This is a genomic window from Rhodococcus sp. USK13, from assembly GCF_018343855.1.
GTDB lineage: Bacteria > Actinomycetota > Actinomycetes > Mycobacteriales > Mycobacteriaceae > Rhodococcus_F > Rhodococcus_F oxybenzonivorans.
The window spans coordinates 5,608,593-5,626,920 of record NZ_CP069242.1; the positions used below are offsets into that span (position 1 = coordinate 5,608,593).

Sequence of the window (18,328 nt, forward strand, 5' to 3'; positions counted from 1 at the left end):
GCCGCGACGTGAGGGCCATTGGTCACCACTCGACGCTGGTCGACGAAACAGCCTCCCGTACTTACGCTCCCGACCGGACTTCCACCCATCAGTAGTTCGACGTACTCTGGACGCCGCTCGACAAGCACCCGGACAGCTCTGCACAACGCGAAAGCTGAACCCATGGCCGGACCTGTGATCGATCTGCGCCGGCACGGCGCCGTCCTCTTCGACCTCGATGTGGTAGTCGACACCGAGTCCGGGAAGCCTGTGATCGTCGATTCCACCGTGATGCTGGTGCGCCGGCTGCGTGCGCTGGGCGTGGACACGGCCGTGTTCTCCCCGAGCGGGGAGGTGGAGGCGGTGATCGAGGCCACCGGGATCGCCGACTTGTTTCCTGTCCGCATCGATGGTGTGGCGCCGGCCGAGGCCGCACACCGGCTCGGAACCCAGCCCGCCGCATCAGTCCTGGTCACTCGTTCGGAAGCGGCTGCGACAACAGCCATGCGGAGCGGGTTCGCAGTGGTCGTAGGGATCGGCTCGGAGAAGGATTGCTGGGGGGCGGACCACATGGTTGCCGACCCGGCGGACATCACGATCCGCCAGGGGGATCGTCGTCTGTCGCAGATACCCGACGCGGTGACATCCCGGCATGAACTCACCGCGCTCCTGCGTATCCGGCGGCCCGCGGTGTTCCTCGATTTCGACGGCACCCTCGCCGATATCGTCAGTGACCCGTCCGCGGCGGTCCTCGTCGACGGCGCCGCAGCGCAACTGGCCCGATTGGCCCGCGACTGTCCCGTGGCCGTGATCAGCGGCCGCGATCTCGAGGACATCCGGTCGCGCATCGGCATGGACGGGATCTGGTACGCGGGCAGCCACGGTTTCGAACTGAGCGGGCCGGACGGAGAGCACTACGAAAATCCCGACGCGCTCACCGCGGTGTCGCTGCTCGCGCAGACTGGACGTCTCGTCGAGAAACGGCTTCACGGCATTTCCGGTGTCCTGGTGGAGTACAAGCGGTTCGGGGTGACAGTCCACTACCGCAATGTCGCCGCCGCCCGCGTCGACGAGGTGATCGCGGCAGTGTACGAGGCCGCACACGGTGTTGATGGTCTGCGCGTCGCAGCGGGCCGCATGGTCGTCGAGCTACGTCCCGACATCCGCTGGGACAAAGGCCGGGCATTGGAGTGGATTCTCGGACACGTCCTCGATTCGACGCAGCTGCTTCCCCTGTACGTCGGTGACGACCTCACCGACGAGGACGCTTTCGACGCCGTCGCGGACACCGGGGCGGGAATCGTGGTCCGCAGCGACGAGGCGGGCGATCGACGCTCCGCCGCCCGGTTCGCGGTTAACGGACCCGCACAGGTATGCGAGCTGCTGCAACGACTGGCCGACCTCCTCGTGCGGGACCCGAAGACGGTCTCGCGGTCGGACGCCTGGATCCTGTTCTTCGACGGATACGACCCGGCCGCCGAGAAACTGCGTGAGGCGCTCTGCACGGTCGGAAACGGATACTTCGCCACCCGCGGGTGCGCACCCGAGTCCGGTGCCGGCGCCGTGCACTATCCGGGCACCTACCTCGCCGGCGTGTACAACCGGCTGAGCGAGGAACGGTCCGGCATGAGCATCGTCAACGAAAGCCTGGTCAATGCGCCGAATTGGCTTGCGACCACCTTCCGTGTGGACGGGGCACCGTGGTTCGACATCGATGCGGCCGAACTCCTCGACTACCGCCAATATCTCAACGTGCGCCGTGCCGTCCTCACCCGGCGATGGCGTTATCGCGACGAGGCCGGCCGCACCACCTCGGTAGTCCAGCGGCGCTTCGTCGCGATGCACCTGCCCCACGTGTGTGCGCTGCAGACGACGATCGTGGCGGAAGACTGGTCGGGGCAGCTCGAAATCCGCTCGATGCTCGACAGCTCGGTGGGTAACACACTCGTCGAGCGTTACCGCGATCTGGCCAGCGACCACCTCACTCCACTGCGCGCCACCGAGCTGACGAACGACTCCGTACTGTTGTCGATGCACACCAACCAGTCCGGGATACCGGTGACGATGGCCGCCCGTAACCGGTTGTGGCGCAACACGGAGAGAGCGGACTGCCGCTACCAGCTGTTCGCGGATGACAGGCAGATCGGGCACGACATTGCCGTCGAGATGGCCCCGGGCGAATCGGTCACGCTCGAGAAAATGGTCACGGTCTTCACCGGCCGCGATCCTGCGGTGTCACATCCCGCGGACGAAGCTGCACGCCCGCTCGCGGAACTCGACCGCTTCGATGCGGTGCTCGACGGTCACGTCCTGGCATGGGAACACCTGTGGGACAGGGTAGGAATCGAACTGCAGGACTACGAGGACGCCTCCCGCATCGTGCACGTCCATCTCCTGCACCTGCTGCAAACGGTCTCCCGGAACACCGCCGACCTCGATGTGGGGGTGCCGGCCCGGGGACTGCACGGTGAGGCCTACCGCGGACACATCTTCTGGGACGAATTGTTCGTCTTCCCCGTACTGAACCTGCGGGTTCCCTCGCTCACCCGGTCACTGCTGCGCTACCGGTACCGCCGGCTCCCCGAGGCCCGCCGCGCCGCCAGCGCTGCCGGCTACCGGGGTGCCATGTTCCCCTGGCAATCGGGCAGCGACGGCCGGGAGGAGAGCCAGCAACTCCATCTCAATCCGGCGTCGGGGCGGTGGCTGCCGGACCCGAGCTGGCGCCAGCACCACATCGGGGTAGCGATCGCCTACAACGTCTGGCAGTACTACCAGGTGACCGGCGACCTGGAGTTCCTCACCGAGTTCGGTGCCGAGCTTCTGGTCGAGATCGCACGATTCTTCGCCGGTCTCGCCACCTACGACCGGGTGCGGGGCCGATACGTCATCACCGCGGTCATGGGTCCCGACGAATTCCACTCCGGCTACCCGGGGTCACCATTGGGTGGAATCGACAACAACGCCTACACCAACGTGATGGCGGTGTGGGTCATCCTGCGCGCTCTCGAGGCTCTCGACGCGCTTGCCTTGCCGGACCGGGTCGATCTGGTCGACACCCTGGCCGTGGACGCACAGGAAATGGCACGGTGGGAAGACGTCAGCCGCCGAATGTTCGTGCCGTTCCACGATCAGGTGATCAGCCAGTTCGAGGGATACGACAACCTCGCCGAACTCGACTGGGATGACTACCGCGAGCGATACGGCAACATTCAACGGCTCGATCGGATCCTCGAGGCCGAAGACGACGACGTCAACCGCTACCGCGCCTCCAAACAGGCCGATGTGTTGATGCTCTTCTACTTGCTGTCCGCCGATGAGCTGCGGGACCTGCTCGGCGGACTCGGCTATCACCTCGAACCCGAGGCCATTCCGCGGACGGTCGACTATTACCTCGCCCGGACCTCGCACGGTTCGACCCTGAGTGCGGTGGTGCATTCATGGGTCCTCGCGCGCGCCAACCGCGACAACGCCCTGGAATACTTCGAACGGGTACTCGCCTCCGATATCGCCGATATCCAAGGCGGTACGACGGCCGAGGGCATACATCTCGCCGCGATGGCGGGGAGCGTCGACCTGCTCCAGCGGTGCTTCACCGGACTCGAAACCCGCGGCGATCGCTTGGTACTCGGTCCGCAATGGCCGGAGGAACTCGGTGCACTGGAGTTTCCCATCGTCTACCGAGGACTCCACCTCTGGCTCACCGTCATCGGTAGAGAGGTGCAGGTGAGCGCAGCAGCCGGCAACCAGCGACCGATCGAGATCGTATGCCGCGATCAGGTTGCCACACTGCAGCCCGGGAGCACCGTCACTCTCGGCTAGATGCCGTTGCCGGCACCGACCATGTCGAGCCACGCCTCGATCCCCCGGCTGTCCGGGCTTCGAAATCCCACGTAGCCATCGGGCCTGACGATCACGACTCCGGCACCGGGCCAACTGTGCACCCGGTGGACTCGAACGAACTCGCCGTCGAGGGACGAAGTCATGGACCATGGGGTGTCACGGCACAGCAGCACGTGCATCCCCGGCGCCGCGGTCAGATCATGCAGCCGATGAGGAGCACCGTCGACCGTGATCTGCTCATCAGGCAGCCGCTGGCCCGCCGACACCTCCACGGGAGAACCCGAGCCACCATCGATTGACAACACGCTGCGCCGGTAGTCCCACCGAAGTTGGGAAAGCAGCCGAACCAGGTGGGTCTCGAGCTGCTGCCCCGGCAGAACTCGGGGCAGCAGGTGCGGCCCCATCGCGGCGACCGCGCCCCGGGCACAGGAGGACAGCGGATCCGTCCCGGCTTCCCACCACAGCAGCAGATGAGTCAGAGCCAGTACACGCCGTGCGACGGGCCGACGTTCTTCCTCGTAGGACCGCAGCAGGGCACCGCCATCGGGAAGGCGACACCGTGCTGCGGAAGCGAGTTTCCAACCGAGGTTGACCGCGTCCTGTAGGCCCGCATTCATTCCTTGCCCACCGGCCGGCGAGAACGCGTGGGCGGCGTCGCCCGCGAGGAACACCGGACCGTGCTGGAACCGGGCCGCGAGGCGGTGTTCGATCGGGACCCGTTGCGACCATGCAACCTCGGTGACACTGCAGCCGGCGCCGAGCTCGTCGAGCAGCGTCTGCGGGTGCACGTCACCGGCCAAGGACGATGAACGGTGCGCCGGCACAGCTGTCACCAACCGCCAGCGTGCCCGCTCGCCGAGCGGAAGCAGGAAGGCGAGTCCCCGGTGCCGGACGAAGACGTGGGCAACACCGGTCTGGACGTCGCCGCCGGTCACGTCGATGTCGGCGAGGAGAACGTCGCAACGGTATGGTGCCCCGCGCCAGTCGATCCCGGCCGCCGCCCGCACGGTACTCGATCGCCCGTCACATCCGACGAGGTAACGACTCACGAATTGCTGTGCACCGCACTGCGTCAGCACGACACCGTGTGCCGGGTCGAGCTCGTAGCGTTGCACCGCCGTGTCCCATTCCACCTCGATACCGCGGTCGCCGAGCGCGCGGCACAGGACCGCTTCCACGTCAGCCTGCCGGACAAGGAGGAGGTGGGGGTAGGGAGTGTCGGGCAGCCGGAAATTTCCCAACGTCACGGACACGCTGCGACCCCTCGAATGGACGTGCATTCGAGGGCCGAGTTGTCCGAGGCCGACGATGGCGCCGGTCACCCCGTGCGGGCGGAGAACCTCGAGGGTGCGGGGATGGACGAGAAAGGCTCTCGAGGGACGACGGGAGTGCGGCCTGCGGTCGAGCACCCGGACCGTGGCACCGTGGTCGTGTGCGGTGAGGGCCACGGCGAGTCCGGTCGGCCCCGCACCGGCGACCAGGACGTCGGACTGCTCACCGTTCGGGTTGAAGAGGTGCATCCGTCGCCGCCCGCACCAGCCGCCACCACGCCGTGCCGGAGAAGCGAGCGTTCTCCGCGGATTGCGCGGCGCGGAGGACGTCGTCGCGGCGTAGACCGGGCAGCACCCGGTACCGAATAAACGGACGGTGGCTCACCAAGGCCAGCGGCCACCACAGTGCGCGAACGTAGTCCTCAGCGGCCCGGGCACCATCCCACTGGTAAAACCCCCGGTAGCGTCCCTACTCGTCCGCCGTGAGCCACAGTTTCGAGACGAATCCCGGGAATCCGGCGAACAGTGGGGTGTTGAGCAGGCTTTCCGCTCGGAACAGTGCATGCCCGCGCCTGCCGTGGACACCGCGTAGCGCGAACGCGACCACGAGAACAGCGGGGTCGGCCACAGACTCGAGGTCGGCGGTGGTTTCCCGATAGACGATCCCGGTGCTGCCGTCGGCGAAGGTCATCGTGCGCCCGAGGTGCTGGTGCGGTTGATGCAACCGCCGGTGGGCAAGAAGGTGCGCTGTACGCGCCGCGCACCGCACGATGCGGGGCACTGCCACGCGCAGCGGAAGCGGTGTCGGTATCGTGTCTGCGTCGTCGGTCACCTGGTCACCATCCCGCACGATCGCGGGCTGCGCGAGGGCCGTTGGTCACCGGCTTCCGGTTCTTCCCGGTGTACGGCCTTCCTGCGCCCGGCGGGCCCGCCAGCGTAAAACCTCGTCACAGCCCCACACCATCACGGGAAGCGGTAGTAGCAACGCGATCTGCCACGGTTCGGGGAGCGCCGTGCCGAACACGTCCTGGAAGAGCGGTACCGTCACCACGGCGGCCGCGAAACACACCTCGAACAGGATGCCCCACAACAGTAGGGGGTTCGTGGTGATCCCGATGCCGGCAAGTGACGCCCGTCCGGTACGTGCGGCCGTCGCGGTACCTATCTGGCAGGCGACGATCGCGAGGAAGGTCATCGTGGTGGCCTGCTGCCAGGTGTGATGCAGTGGCCCGGAGGTGACGTCCGCCCCGAACGACCACCCACCCGCCACGAGGGTGGTGAGAAACAATGCGAAGACCAGCACCGCGGACACACCCCCGAGCACGCCCCAGGCGCGCACCAGCATCGCCCGGTCGATCACCGGCTGCGATCGGGGCCGAGGCGGGCGGTCCATCAGGCCCGGCTCGGGGCGTTCGCGTCCGAGCGCCAAGGCGGGCACGGTCTCGGTTCCGAGGTCGATCGCCAGGATTTGCATGATGGTCAACGGCAGTGGAACGGCTCCCCCGGTGAGGGCGTACACCACAAAGGGCACCACCTCGGGGGTGGCGTGCGCGAATATGTAGACGATGAATTTGCGGACGTTGTCATAGACTCGGCGCCCGGCTTCGACCGCGCTCACGATGGTCGCGAAGTTGTCGTCGGTGAGGACCATCGTGGCCGCTTCCCGCGCGACGTCGGTACCGGACTTGCCCATCGCTACCCCGATGTCGGCGCGGCGCAGCGCCGGAGCGTCGTTCACACCGTCACCGGTCATCGCCACGATGTGGCCCTCGGCCTGGAGGGCATCGGTGATCCGCAGCTTCGATTCCGGTGAACTGCGAGCGAAGACGAGCTCGCCGGGGGACGCCAGAATCGCATCGAGTTCACTATCGGACATGCGGTCCACCTCGGCACCACCGAGAACGGTCAGTCCGTTCTGTCCGATCCCGACACTCTCCGCGATACCTCGGGCGGTCAGAGCGTGATCGCCGGTCACCACCACGAGCCGAATTCCGGCGGTGTGGCACCGGGCGACCGCATCCGGCACCTCCGGGCGGGGCGGATCGATCATGGCCACCACTCCCAGCAGCACAAGGTCACGTTCGGCGTCGTCGCGGCCCAAGGCCGGGGCCGCGTCGGCGTCGACCCGCCGTTCTGCGATCACAAGAAGACGCTGGCCCTGCCGGGCCCAGCTTGTGACGGTGTCGTCGACCTCAGCCCGGTCTGCGACCGTCAGTGCCCGGTCCCCTCCGGCTCCCACGGCGATCCGGGTGCAGCGGGCCAGTACTTCTTCCGGTGCTCCCTTGGTGTGCACCCATGCACCGTCCGCCGCCGAGTCCACCGTGGACATCCGGCGCAGGTTGGAATCGAAGTGGAAGTGGGCGATGCGGTCGGCGTGCCCGGTGCGTGCGTCGACCCCCATTGCGGCCGCGGCCTCGAGCAACGCCAGTTCGGTCGGGTCCCCGACCCCCGGCTCCGCCTTCCCGTCGGTACGCGCGTCCGTGTCGGTGAGTTCGGCGTTGCTGCAACACACCGCGGCTCGGGCGAGCCGGGCGGCCGGCGAATCGGGTGTGGGCGGTTCGATCCGGGTGCTCGAGTCGAGGACACCGTCGGCGGTCCACATCTGCACCACGCTCATATGGTTGAGGGTGAGCGTGCCTGTCTTGTCCGTGCAGATCACGCTCGTCGAGCCGAGGGTTTCCACCGCGGAGATCCGTTTGACCAGGGCGCCCCGCCGGGCCAGAGTGCGGACACCCACCGCCAAGGCAAGGGTGATGGTCGGTAGCAATCCCTCGGGCACGTTTGCCACGAGCAGCCCGATCGCGAAGTTGGTCGCGTCGGCGAGCGACAAACCTGCGAGTAGTGTGCCGAGCGGGATGAAAGCGACGCCCATGCCTACCGCCACGACGGCGATCAGCTGAGCTACTCGCTTCACCTGCTTCTCGAGGGGGCTCTGCTCGTGCCCGACCCGTTGTGACAGGGCGGCGATCCGCCCGAGTTCGGTACGCATCCCGGTCGCGAATACCACTGCGGTGGCTGCCCCGGCTGTGCAGGTGGTTCCACTGAACACGACATCGCGTGCCTGGATGAGGGGGACGTGACTGTCGCCGGTGTCCACGCCTACCGTGACGGGAGCGGATTCACCGGTCAACGTCGAGGTGTCGACCTCCAAAGACCCGGACAGCAACCTTGCGTCGGCGCAGATGCGGTCACCCTCGGAAATGACCACGACATCACCGGGCACCAGGTCGCGGGCTTCGATCTGCGTTTCGGTACCGTCCCGCATCACCCGTGCGTGCGGGGGAAGGTAGGCCGAGAGCGCTTCGACGGCTTGTTCGGCGTGGCGTTCCTGGATGAAGGCGAATCCTGCGTTCAGGCAGATCACGATGACGATCGCAATGGAGAGGGCGCCCGAACCCGACACCCCGGCGAGGAGGGCGGCAACCCACAGCAGCAACGCCAGAGGGTGGACGAGTTGGCGAAGCAACTCACGCCACGCACTCTCGCCGGGTTGCCGTACCAAGTCGTTGGCCCCCAGCATGGTCAATCGCCGCTGAGCGTCTCGGGTCGACAGACCGTCCCGTCGTGAACGTAGATCACGTAGGAGCCGGTCGAGCGTCTCCTGCGGGTCAGTGACCGGCAGAACGCTGTCGGACGTTGTTGCCGAGGTCGATGCCGTGGTCATGTACTGAGCCGCCTCTTCGCGGGTGCGGTGCTGGGTGCAGGTGCGCCAAATGCCCAGTCAACCGGGTGGCGTGGTTGTCGGGGAGAGGAACAAGTCACCACTTTGTGGTGTCGATATCGCGACCGACCGGTCCGCGGTGTCCCCCGTTCCCTGCTCCCTTGTCCGGTCACGAGCGGGGACGTGCACGCAGCACAGTCGAATGCGCGAGGGCGGGGAGCGACAAGGTGCGGTAGCCGTGCTCGTCGAAGAACACGATGATCCGGTCGTTCTCCACTTTCATGACCACACCGTCACCCCAGGCCGCGTGCCGCACAGCACAGCCGGCGTCGGCCTCCGCACTCACCGCCCTGCTGCCTCACCGCATGCAGCGCCCCAGCATCCGGTCACCATCGCTCCGCTCCCTCACGGCAGTGAGCCGTTTGGCTCACGAAGCGATAACTCGTCAACGTCCGCGCTTGTCCACGGCACGGGCCGACTGACGATGCTCCAATGATGCTTCGGCATCGGGCGGGGCGGATCGTGACACCAATTCGAGGTCGAAATGTACGACGGCACCCTCTCGGTGGAGGGTGTGAGACCAGCCCTGTTCGGCGATGACGGCGAGCATGAGGTCGTTCTCTGCCAGGATCTCAGCGGTCAGATGGGTCACGCCATGCTGGTACGCGGCGACTCCGAGACGTCTGAGCAGTTCGGTGCCGATGCCGTGCCGCTGCTCGTGACCGGAGACGGCGAGCGCAATCTCGGCCCGGATGTGGCCGGAGCTGGTATCGGTGACGATGTAGTTGGCCACGCCGACCAACTCGTCGCCGTCGAAGGCGCCGAGGGCCAGATGGGTGTAGTCCCGTCGGCAGACGGCTTCCGCCAGTTCGTCGAGGTGCTTGGGGCGGGCTCCGAAGAACCGAAGGTGTGCATCATGCACCGACATGCGCTCGTGCAGGTCGCGCACAGCTTGCCGATCATCGGCTGTCAGATACCGGACGGTGACACCGGGTTTGGCCGTATCGGCCACCCGCAGAGCAGTGCTGGATGCAGACCCCGTGTTGTTTTTCGCTGATCGGCGCTGGTCCCCGAGACCACGCCAGACCAGCGTCGGACACGGACTGTATCGGAGTAGAGCCCCGCTCACCGGACCGAGTACGGGCTCCGCGTCCCAGCTTCGGTGGTGGTCACCGAGCACGAGTAGTTGTGCGTGGGCGGCACGCTCGCGGAGCGCGCCATATGGGTCGCCGTAGGTGGTCAGTGGGGTGATGTCGAGGCCGGGGACTCGCCGTTTCGCGGCGGCGCAGACCTTCCCGAGTGGTGTGCGGCCGGTGGACGTTGCGCCGGGGTGGGGACACGCTTGGACGGCGATCAGCGGGGCCCGGAGCAGAGCGGCGTACTCGCCGGCGGCGCGGACTACCCGTTCGCTTGTGTCACTGCCGTCCACGCCCACCACCACCGGGCGCCGGTCCGGTGCCGCTGATAACGAGATGCCTCGCCACACCGCGACAGGGCACGACGCGTTGGTGGCAACCTCGAGTGCCGTCGTTCCGATCGGCGAGCAGTGCCACGCGTCCGTGCCGACGGTCCCCACCACGATCAGGTGCGCGTCGGCACTCCTCGTCGTCAGAACCCGCCCAGCTAGGCCGGGTACCAGGTCCGCACGCAGGCGAACGCCCGGGACGCCGCGCCGCACTGCCGCAACCGTCCGGTCGAGCACCTCGTGTGCACTGCGGTGATGTGTCCGCGTGGTCGCCGGATGTTCCCCGGGAACAGCAGCGCCTGCCATCGACGAGGATTCGTCTCCGAAGGCGTGGACGATACAGAGGGGGCATTGCAGGCGATCAGCGAACCTCGCCGCCCACAGTGCTGCGTTGTCGCCGGTCTCCGATCCATCCACACCGACGACGATCGCTCGTTTCTGTGCCGACGTCATACCCCTCCCTCCTGCCCGCGTGCCGACCTCCACAGTCCTCGTCAGGGTGGTTCCTCGACAGGGTCGTTCGGCCCCAATGGCGTCAGTGGGCTCGGCCGAGGAAGTGGAAAGGCTGGTTTTACCCTTTCTGACGCGACAACGTGGGGTTACATGAGGAGGCCACCTCAAACCCGAGGATCCAAGCCGCGTATCCGTCGAAGTGAGCCGATATCCCGGGTCGTCAGTCGCCAGTCAGTGCCGATCGGCGCACCTGGTACGCGATCGCGATAAAGGTAATCCCCAATTACCCATACACCACTCGAGGCGGCACGATATTCGCTCGGAAGAGACACAACAATGCTCGGGCAGCCACAACTCGAATGGTTGATCGCCGAACTGCAATCCGCCAGTCGCACACATACATCAGCCGTGTGGCTAGATCCGGTGCCGTGGATCGGCGGCGCGCGGACAGGCGCAGACGGCTGGGCGGGCCACGCCGACGAGCGGAGTCGGATTGCCGACGCCATCGCTGAAGCGAACATCGAGGACCTGGTCATGGTCAGCGGTGACGCCCACATGGTCGCGATCGACGACGGCACGCACATCTCGGTAACCATGACCGGAAAACGCTGGGATGGTGAGGCGCTCGTGCGCTATGTGTACGAGGTGCCCCACTGACATCGCTGCCCTCGCAGCCGTCACCTCCGACGCCCCTCACACCTGCGGCAGCGGGGCCGCCCAGATCAATCGAGTCCCGCCCGTTTCCCTGGGCGCAACCGTGAAAGTTCCACCGGCCTGCTCGGCTCGGACGGCGAGATTGTGCAAACCACTCCGTGCCCCCGACGATGGGAGGCCGATGCCGTCGTCGCTGACGTCGACAGTGAGGTCGTCATCGACCGAGACGGTGACAGTAACCGTGCGGGCTCGGGCATGATGCACGACGTTGCTGAGCGCCTCCCGCAACACCGCTTCGGCATGGTCGGCGAGCGGACCGGTGACCACGTTCAGCGGCCCGGCCATCCGAACCGTAGTACGCAGGCCACTGTTTTCGGTCTGCTCGGCAACAACAGTGTTGAGTACCTGCCGCAGCTGTCGAGAATCCTCGTCCGTTCCGCGATGCAGATCGAAGATCGTCGTCCGGACGTCGGTGATGATCTGCTGCACGTCGTCGATCATGTCCTCGAGTCGTGCGCGAATCTCGGGGGCCCGGGTGCGTGCCTGGGTGCTTTGTAGGTTCAGGCCGTGGGCGAACAGACGCTGGATGACGTGGTCATGAAGGTCCCTCGCGATCCGGTCACGGTCCGAGATCAGCGACATATCGGCCAGCTGCCGTTGATCATCAGCCAGCTTGAGCGCCAAGGCAGCCTGATCGGCGAACTCGGCGGCCAACGATTGTTGCCGATCGTCGAAAGATTCCGCCCCGAGTTCGCGGATGATCGCCAGCACCCCGGTGACCGTATCGGGTGATACCCGCAGCGGCAGCAGCAGCGCGGGCCCGTAGCGGTCGCCGTCCGCGATATGTGGAGCTTGCGTCAGCGTGCTGGTGCGAAACGCTCGTCCTATGTCGGAACCGTCGACGGGGATATGCCGGCCGTGGAAGGCGGCGGGGTCGTTTCCGGCGTAGGCGGTGACCGCCAGGGTGGTGACCTCGGCGGTCTCGACATCGGGGTCGTCGGGTTGGGCGATCAGCACATGGTCGGCGCCAGCAAGTGTTCGCGCTCGCTGGGCGATGAGGTCGAGTACTTCACCGGTATCGGTGGCCGCGAGGAGTTCGCCGCGAATTTCGCTGGTCGCGTGCTGCCAGCGCTGCCGCAGCCGGGCCTCCTCGAACAGCCGAGCATTGTCGACCGCGATTCCCGCAGCGGCGGCGAGTGCTTGGACGACCACCTCGTCATCCTCGGTGAACGACTGACCTCCAGCCTTCTCCGTCAGGTACAGGTTCCCGAAGACCTCCCCGCGCACCCGGACCGGCACGCCCAGGAACGTGCGCATCGGCGGGTGGTGGTCCGGGAAACCCGACGACGCGGTGTGCGCAGCGATGCTGTCGAGGCGGATGGGCTTGGGCTGCTCGATCAGTAAACCCAGCAGACCATGCCCGGTCGGGAGCTCACCGATCAATTCCCGGGTCTGCTCGCCGATCCCCTCGTAGACGAATTCCTGGAGTCCGTCCCGAGAAGGATTGAGCACTCCCAGGGCACCGTATTCGCAGTCGACCAACTCGATCGCCGCGTGCACGATCCGCTTGAGGGTCGCATTCAATTCCAGTCCGGACGCTACGGTGAGCACGGCTTCGAGGAGAGCGTCGATCTGATCGCGGGAATCCATCACCTGCCCGATGCGATCCTGAACCTCGACCAGCAACTCTCGCAGCCGCAACTGCGACAACCCACCTGTCAGTAACGGTTCCTCGTCGGCGCTCATCGTTCGCTCCCACTTACCGAGTATCGACACTCACCCCCATCACACCACGACCACGCAGGCAGGCAAGGCGGTTCACCCGTCCGCATCCCGCGGCTCGAGGAGGACGATCAACGATTCCCGCCGAAATATTCCCGGAAACTGCGGTTAGGGCGCTTGAGGGCCACAGTGACGACTTTGTCCTCTGTTTGCGTCCTGGCAACAGCCCCGATGCTGGTGGGGACGGTACTCACCCCCGCGGAAGAAGCAGTCATGTATCAAGAAGAATCACCCGTGGTGGCCATGGATTCGGACGGTCCGCTCCCGATTGCCGAATGCCGGAAGTTGCTGCGCTCGGTTCCGACCGGCCGGCTTGTCTACACCGAGGACGCTCTGCCCGCGGTGCGGCCGGTCACGTTCGCCGCCCTCGACGGTGACATCGTCATCCCCACCGGTAACAACCCGTGGTTCGACCGGTTCGACCGGGGGGTGCTCGCGTTCGAGGCGGGGACCATCGACCCGGCCACCCGCACCGGCTGGAGTGTCCTGGCAATGGGCAGGTCACGGGTACTGTCCGGCACCGACGGATTGATCGGACTCGCCGACCCGGCCCGCATACCGTGGAGCAGCTCACGTGATGACCGCTACCTCGTAATCGGCATCGAACAGATCAGCGGGCACCGCACCACGCTGCTCCGCCCCGCCGGTGATCACCGCTGACACCCATCTGCACTGATTCTCGAGACAGCAACGAAGAGTCTGCCTCATCACGTACGCTGTCAACCAGGGCGCTGACCACCGGAAATGGAGTTCTGAGCCGCATGATCACAGTCTTTCTCGTCGATGATCACGAGGTCGTGCGCCGGGGTATCGCAGATCTGCTGTCCACCGATCCGGAACTGACCGTCATCGGCGAGGCCGGAAACTGCGCCCAAGCTCTCGCACGGATTCCCGCGCTGCAACCCGACGTCGCCGTCCTCGACGTGCGGCTACCCGACGGCAACGGCATCGAACTGTGCCGCGACCTCCTCTCCCAACTGCCCGACCTGCGGTGCTTGATGTTGACCTCCTTCACGGACGAACAGGCCATGCTCGACGCCATCCTCGCCGGTGCCAGCGGATACGCCCTCAAAGACATCCGCGGCACCGAACTGGCCCACGCCGTTCGCGAGGTCGGCGCCGGGAAGTCGCTTCTCGACAACCGTGCGGCCGCCGCCCTGATGGAAAAACTGCGGGCAAAACCCACCGAGGAAGAAGGACTGGTCGCCGGACTGACCAATCAGGAACGCACACTCCTGACCCTTCTGGGCGAAGGATTGACCAACCGGCAGATCGCGGAGCGCATGTTCCTCGCGGAAAAGACCGTGAAGAACTACGTATCCCGGCTGTTGAGCAAGCTCGGCGTCGAACGCCGCACACAGGCCGCCGTCATCGCCACCAAACTTCCGCACACCCGCACCACACCGCGTTGAGGTCGCATCATCGCAATCCCGGCCAGCTAAGTCTCGGGGTCGGACCGCTGTTCCGGTCGCTGATACGTCAACTGCCAGGGTTGGCCTCCGTGGCCCAGGTGCAGCCACCCGTCGTCCTCGATCTGCCGCCGCAACTCGGCGAGACTTTCCGTCATCCCGGGTGCCCATTCCTCTCGCGGAGGAATCGATCCCCATGTCCGGGGAACAGGAAAAGTTGCGCTGGTGTACCGCGGTTCACCGTTGACCACCCCCACGAACCGCATGTACGCGTTGCCGTACTGCGAGGACAGGGTTGCGACAAGCGCGGCCCACCAGTGCCGGGCACCGACCTCTTCCAGTTCCACTCGCAAGGTCTGCACTTCGGGCATCGGCCTCTCCAAGGATGTGCGCCCATGGTTCGGGAGGTGTTCTGTTCGACTGTCATCTACCTCGCCGACTCGTGGCCCTCGTCGATCGCCTTGAATTGCTCGTGCAGGGCTGCGGCGAGGTCGTCGATCTCCGGTACCACGTCGGGGTCGGCGATGATCGTGACCGTGAGTGTGCCGGCATACGACAGTGCCGCGAACGCGACACCGACATTTCCAGCGGTGACGGTAATCGGCACCATCGACGCGATCGGAACCCCTGCGATGGCCAGTGGGGACGGCGGCCCCGGCAGGTTGGACAGGAACGAGTTGACGAGCCGTTGACGGTCGACGAACCACCGAAACAGTCCGGCAGCTGCCAGAAGCCGGAAAAGGGGCCCGATCAGCGCCGCGGACGTACCCCGAGTTCTCCTTTTCTGGACACGGGTAATCCCGGAAATGGTGGTTACCCGCTCCGCCGGGCTCCCGGCCAGTGGTACCCGGACCGGCATGACCCCCACCTGATTTCCCAGGTGCCCGCTCGTTGTCGACCTGCGGGCGGAGACCGGTACCGAGACCACAAGCTCCTGCGGGAATTCGTTGCGCCGTTGCAGGAGGGCGGCCAAGGCTCCGGTGACCGCGGCCAGGAGGACATCGTTGACCGTTGCCCCGGATCTTCGCCCGGCTTCCCGAACAGTGCGGAGATCGGTCTCCACTGTCGTCACCCTGCGGCGCGGCCCGGTCGCCACATTCAGCGAACAGCGGGGTGCGCGGCGACCGATACCGTGCCCGAGTTCGTTCACGCCGCCGCGCACGCGTGCCACGGTCCGCGGGAATCGCCGCAACGTGCGGAGGCGTTCGACGACGCAGTCGACGAGAAGATCTTTCGGCCGTGGCGCCGCGACGACAGTGGGGATCTCGTCCACCGATCCCGCCGCGGCCATGCCGTCGACCAGATGCGCAAGGATCGCAAGGCCACCGATCCCGTCGGCCAGAACATGGTGCAGCACCATCACCAAGCCGAGGGACCTGTGATCGTTTGCAAGGTCGGTGATGATGATCGCTCTCCACAGCGGCCGTGAGCGAGGCAGCGGCTGGGTGACCGCGTCCACCGCGAGCGCCAGGGCGGTGTCACGGTCACCCGGCGACGGGCAGCGCACCCGTGCGAGATGGGCACCGACGTCATAGTGCTCGTCATCGGCCCAGTACGGCCGGCCCAGGCCCGGTGGCGCGTCGACCAGGCATTGCCGCAACCGTTGTATCCCGCTGATCCGCTTCGTGAGCGTGGCTTCGATGGTCGCCGAGTCCACTGCCCCGTCACCGGCGAGGAAGAGCACGGCACCGACATTCATGGGCACCGGCCCGACGTCCGAGGCGAGTTCGGTCAGGTCGCTCGGGCCGAGGCGCTCAATTCTGCGCTGTTCCGCCACGATTCGAGGATGCCAGAGTGCATGTGCTGTGCAGGCACACTTGCGCCGATTCCCGGCAATTCATGGCTGAGCTGCGGTGTCAGCGGAAGTGGGCGTCGGTGATCTCGGCGCGGAAGAATTCGCCGGTCGACGCGCCGCCGGTGTCCCATCCCGCGCGCAGGCGGCCCGGGATGGTGATCCCGGCGAACGTACGCTCGGACTCGACGGCCACGGTGAACTGATAGCGGCCGAACCCCTGCCCTTCGGGGTTGCCCCACCGCTGCATCCGCAGACCGCGCAGGGCGCCGTCCCCGGCAACGTCCAGGTGCACGGTTTCCTCACGACCAGCCATGGTCCACGTCGCCGAGACATTGTTCCCGTCTCCCGTCCAGCGTGCCAGGGGAAAGGCCATCGGCACGAAGATGCTCTCCCCGGCGAGGCGCCCGGCCGCACTGGCGGTGACATCAGGACCATGGGCGGACATCACGGGGATCAGTCCGCCGAGTCGCCACCGCATCTCACCGCTACCGTCGGTGAAACGGTCATAACCCAGAATCGGCAGACCCCCTACCTTCGCCGTGGCGGCCCAGATGAAGCCATTGCCCGGGGCGAGGAGTTGGGTGGCGGTGAACGACCGCCACGCTCGGAGCCGGATCTGTCCACGCATCTCGAGTCGTGTCACTCGGGCGAGCGGCGTGTTCTCGGCGACGGCGTGGATGATCCACCGGCGGGCCGCGGGTGGAAGATCCTCGGCGAGGGTGGCGTGAAACCGTTGCCCGGTCCCGTGCACATTCGCCAAGCTCTTCCACTGCCCCCTCACGTGGCGGGCGGCCCGAGGAACCGACAACGGCTCAGACATTCAAATTCCCTCCTCACGGGTGGTGATCGTCCTTGTGGGCGGGGTCATCTCCAACCGCACGCCGAGGAGGCGCACTTCGCGGTCGTGGTCGAACCGGTCGACCAGAGCCGCGGCGGCGTCGCAGATGATGTCGACGTCGAAGGTCGGTTCCGGCAGGGCCTTGCTGGTGGTGCGGGTGATGAACGGCGCGTAGCGCACCTTCAACGCGACGCGAACGGCCGGACGATTCTCTGCCACAATGTCTTCCCGCACCCGCACGGCGAGTCGGCGGATCTCCTCGGTGACGGCGGACCAGTCGTCGAGGTTCTGCTGAAACGTCGTCTCGCGACTGTGGGAGCGGGCAACCCACGGATCGGCGGTCACCGGGGAACGGTCGATGCCCCGGCCGATCCTGCCGTACCACGGTCCCATGGTCGGGCCGAACGTCGCGGCGAGGTCCTCGTCCGCGGCCGCCGCCAACTCACTCACCGTGTTCAGACCCAGGGCGGCAAGTTTTTTGGCGGTCTTACTGCCGATCCCCCACAGCGAGCGGGTGTCCCGCTCCCCCATGACCTCGAACCAATTCGCGCCCGTCAGACGAAAAATGCCCTGCGGCTTCCCGAACCCGGTCGCGATCTTGGCACGTAACTTGTTGTCGCCGATCCCCACTGAGCAATGCAGTCCGGTCGCCTCGAGCACCGCCGCCTGAATGGCGCGGGCGAACGCCTCGGGATTCTCGGTTTCCACACCGAGAAACGCCTCGTCCCACCCCATCACCTCCACCACGGCGTCCATCTTCCGCAACGTATCCATCACCACCGCGGACACTTCGGTGTAGGCCTCGGCGTCGACGGGCAGGAACACGGCGTCGGGGATCTTGCGGGCCGCGGTCCGCAGCGGCATCCCGGACCCCACCCCGAACTCGCGGGCCTCGTACGACGCCGTCGACACCACCCCGCGTTCGGTGGGGTCGCCACGTCCACCGACCACCACGGGTTTGCCCCGGAGCTCGGGTCGGCGCAGCACCTCCACCGCGGCGATGAACTGGTCGAGATCGACATGCAGCACCCACCTGCGATGCGGCGGTGTGGTCATGGAATCAGTGTGCCGGAATCGGCGTCGCCTGCACCTCGAATCTAGGACACCGCCGAGACTAAGAGGTCAGGCTATAACGGCGGCCGACGAAGACTCAGTGCGGAGCGGATCGCGATTCCCCTTCC

At 66.4% G+C, this 18,328-nt stretch carries 14 protein-coding genes; 4 read left to right on the forward strand and 10 right to left on the reverse strand.

Annotation, left to right across the window (positions count from 1 at the left end; genetic code table 11):
* Window positions 1-162 precede the first annotated feature (162 nt).
* Window positions 163-3,798, forward strand: a complete 3,636-nt coding sequence (gene otsB / locus JQT59_RS28330; RefSeq protein WP_213572871.1) for a trehalose-phosphatase — start codon at window positions 163-165, stop codon at window positions 3,796-3,798.
* Here the strand turns inward: otsB and JQT59_RS28335 are convergent.
* The 5 genes from JQT59_RS28335 to JQT59_RS28355 all read right to left on the reverse strand — a co-directional run bounded on the left by JQT59_RS28335 (window position 3,795) and on the right by JQT59_RS28355 (window position 10,669).
* Window positions 3,795-5,339 (reverse strand): FAD-dependent monooxygenase, encoded by a 1,545-nt coding sequence (locus tag JQT59_RS28335; protein ID WP_213572872.1) that lies wholly within the window; start codon window positions 5,337-5,339, stop codon window positions 3,795-3,797. The genes otsB and JQT59_RS28335 overlap by 4 nt on opposite strands.
* Before the next feature lie 220 nt (window positions 5,340-5,559).
* Entirely contained in the window at window positions 5,560-5,922 is a 363-nt protein-coding gene (locus JQT59_RS37310; RefSeq protein ID WP_249353915.1) for a hypothetical protein, read from the reverse strand.
* Window positions 5,923-5,967: 45 nt separating this feature from the next.
* On the reverse strand, window positions 5,968-8,754 hold the full coding sequence (locus tag JQT59_RS28345) for a cation-translocating P-type ATPase (RefSeq protein WP_213572873.1): 2,787 nt from the start codon (window positions 8,752-8,754) through the stop codon (window positions 5,968-5,970).
* A 166-nt stretch (window positions 8,755-8,920) separates the two neighbouring features.
* Window positions 8,921-9,097 carry a hypothetical protein gene (locus JQT59_RS28350; protein WP_213572874.1) on the reverse strand — a complete coding sequence of 59 codons (177 nt, stop codon included), beginning with the start codon at window positions 9,095-9,097 and terminating at the stop codon, window positions 8,921-8,923.
* A 99-nt stretch (window positions 9,098-9,196) separates the two neighbouring features.
* Window positions 9,197-10,669, reverse strand: coding sequence for a GNAT family N-acetyltransferase (locus tag JQT59_RS28355; protein WP_213572875.1), 1,473 nt, complete (start codon window positions 10,667-10,669; stop codon window positions 9,197-9,199).
* A gap of 282 nt (window positions 10,670-10,951) precedes the next feature.
* On the opposite strand from JQT59_RS28355, the gene JQT59_RS28360 reads away from it, so the two are divergent.
* Window positions 10,952-11,326 (forward strand): alkaline phosphatase D family protein, encoded by a 375-nt coding sequence (locus JQT59_RS28360; protein WP_349307040.1) that lies wholly within the window; start codon window positions 10,952-10,954, stop codon window positions 11,324-11,326.
* A 36-nt stretch (window positions 11,327-11,362) separates the two neighbouring features.
* Here the strand turns inward: JQT59_RS28360 and JQT59_RS28365 are convergent, their stop codons facing one another.
* Window positions 11,363-13,069, reverse strand: a complete 1,707-nt coding sequence (locus JQT59_RS28365; protein ID WP_213572877.1) for a sensor histidine kinase — start codon at window positions 13,067-13,069, stop codon at window positions 11,363-11,365.
* Window positions 13,070-13,318: 249 nt separating this feature from the next.
* Between JQT59_RS28365 and JQT59_RS28370 the strand changes: the two genes are divergently transcribed.
* Both JQT59_RS28370 and JQT59_RS28375 read left to right on the forward strand, forming a co-directional pair.
* Complete coding sequence (locus JQT59_RS28370; protein WP_249353916.1) at window positions 13,319-13,765, forward strand: pyridoxamine 5'-phosphate oxidase family protein; 447 nt, start codon at window positions 13,319-13,321, stop codon at window positions 13,763-13,765.
* Window positions 13,766-13,866: 101 nt separating this feature from the next.
* Entirely contained in the window at window positions 13,867-14,517 is a 651-nt protein-coding gene (locus JQT59_RS28375) for a response regulator transcription factor (protein WP_213572878.1), read from the forward strand.
* A 26-nt stretch (window positions 14,518-14,543) separates the two neighbouring features.
* On the opposite strand, the gene JQT59_RS28380 is transcribed toward JQT59_RS28375, so the two are convergent.
* The 4 genes from JQT59_RS28380 to JQT59_RS28395 form a co-directional block, all read right to left on the reverse strand.
* Window positions 14,544-14,885, reverse strand: a complete 342-nt coding sequence (locus JQT59_RS28380) for a hypothetical protein (RefSeq protein WP_213572879.1) — start codon at window positions 14,883-14,885, stop codon at window positions 14,544-14,546.
* A 56-nt stretch (window positions 14,886-14,941) separates the two neighbouring features.
* Window positions 14,942-16,294, reverse strand: coding sequence for a wax ester/triacylglycerol synthase domain-containing protein (locus JQT59_RS28385; protein WP_213578170.1), 1,353 nt, complete (start codon window positions 16,292-16,294; stop codon window positions 14,942-14,944).
* Between the two features lie 76 nt (window positions 16,295-16,370).
* Window positions 16,371-17,129, reverse strand: a complete 759-nt coding sequence (locus tag JQT59_RS28390) for a DUF6920 family protein (RefSeq protein WP_249353917.1) — start codon at window positions 17,127-17,129, stop codon at window positions 16,371-16,373.
* On the reverse strand, window positions 17,130-18,203 hold the full coding sequence (locus tag JQT59_RS28395; RefSeq protein WP_213572880.1) for a DNA polymerase IV: 1,074 nt from the start codon (window positions 18,201-18,203) through the stop codon (window positions 17,130-17,132). It lies immediately after the preceding gene.
* Between the last annotated feature and the right edge of the window lie 125 nt (window positions 18,204-18,328).

Coding starts and splice junctions, on each gene's coding strand:
- JQT59_RS28375 (WP_213572878.1), top strand. CDS start 13,867: ATGATCACAGTCTTTCTCGTCGATGATCACGAGGTCGTGCGCCGGGGT.
- JQT59_RS28335 (WP_213572872.1), bottom strand. CDS start 5,339: ATGCACCTCTTCAACCCGAACGGTGAGCAGTCCGACGTCCTGGTCGCC.
- JQT59_RS28345 (WP_213572873.1), bottom strand. CDS start 8,754: ATGACCACGGCATCGACCTCGGCAACAACGTCCGACAGCGTTCTGCCG.
- JQT59_RS28390 (WP_249353917.1), bottom strand. CDS start 17,129: ATGTCTGAGCCGTTGTCGGTTCCTCGGGCCGCCCGCCACGTGAGGGGG.
- JQT59_RS28355 (WP_213572875.1), bottom strand. CDS start 10,669: ATGACGTCGGCACAGAAACGAGCGATCGTCGTCGGTGTGGATGGATCG.
- JQT59_RS28365 (WP_213572877.1), bottom strand. CDS start 13,069: ATGAGCGCCGACGAGGAACCGTTACTGACAGGTGGGTTGTCGCAGTTG.
- JQT59_RS28370 (WP_249353916.1), top strand. CDS start 13,319: ATGTATCAAGAAGAATCACCCGTGGTGGCCATGGATTCGGACGGTCCG.
- otsB (WP_213572871.1), top strand. CDS start 163: ATGGCCGGACCTGTGATCGATCTGCGCCGGCACGGCGCCGTCCTCTTC.
- JQT59_RS28395 (WP_213572880.1), bottom strand. CDS start 18,203: ATGACCACACCGCCGCATCGCAGGTGGGTGCTGCATGTCGATCTCGAC.
- JQT59_RS28380 (WP_213572879.1), bottom strand. CDS start 14,885: ATGCCCGAAGTGCAGACCTTGCGAGTGGAACTGGAAGAGGTCGGTGCC.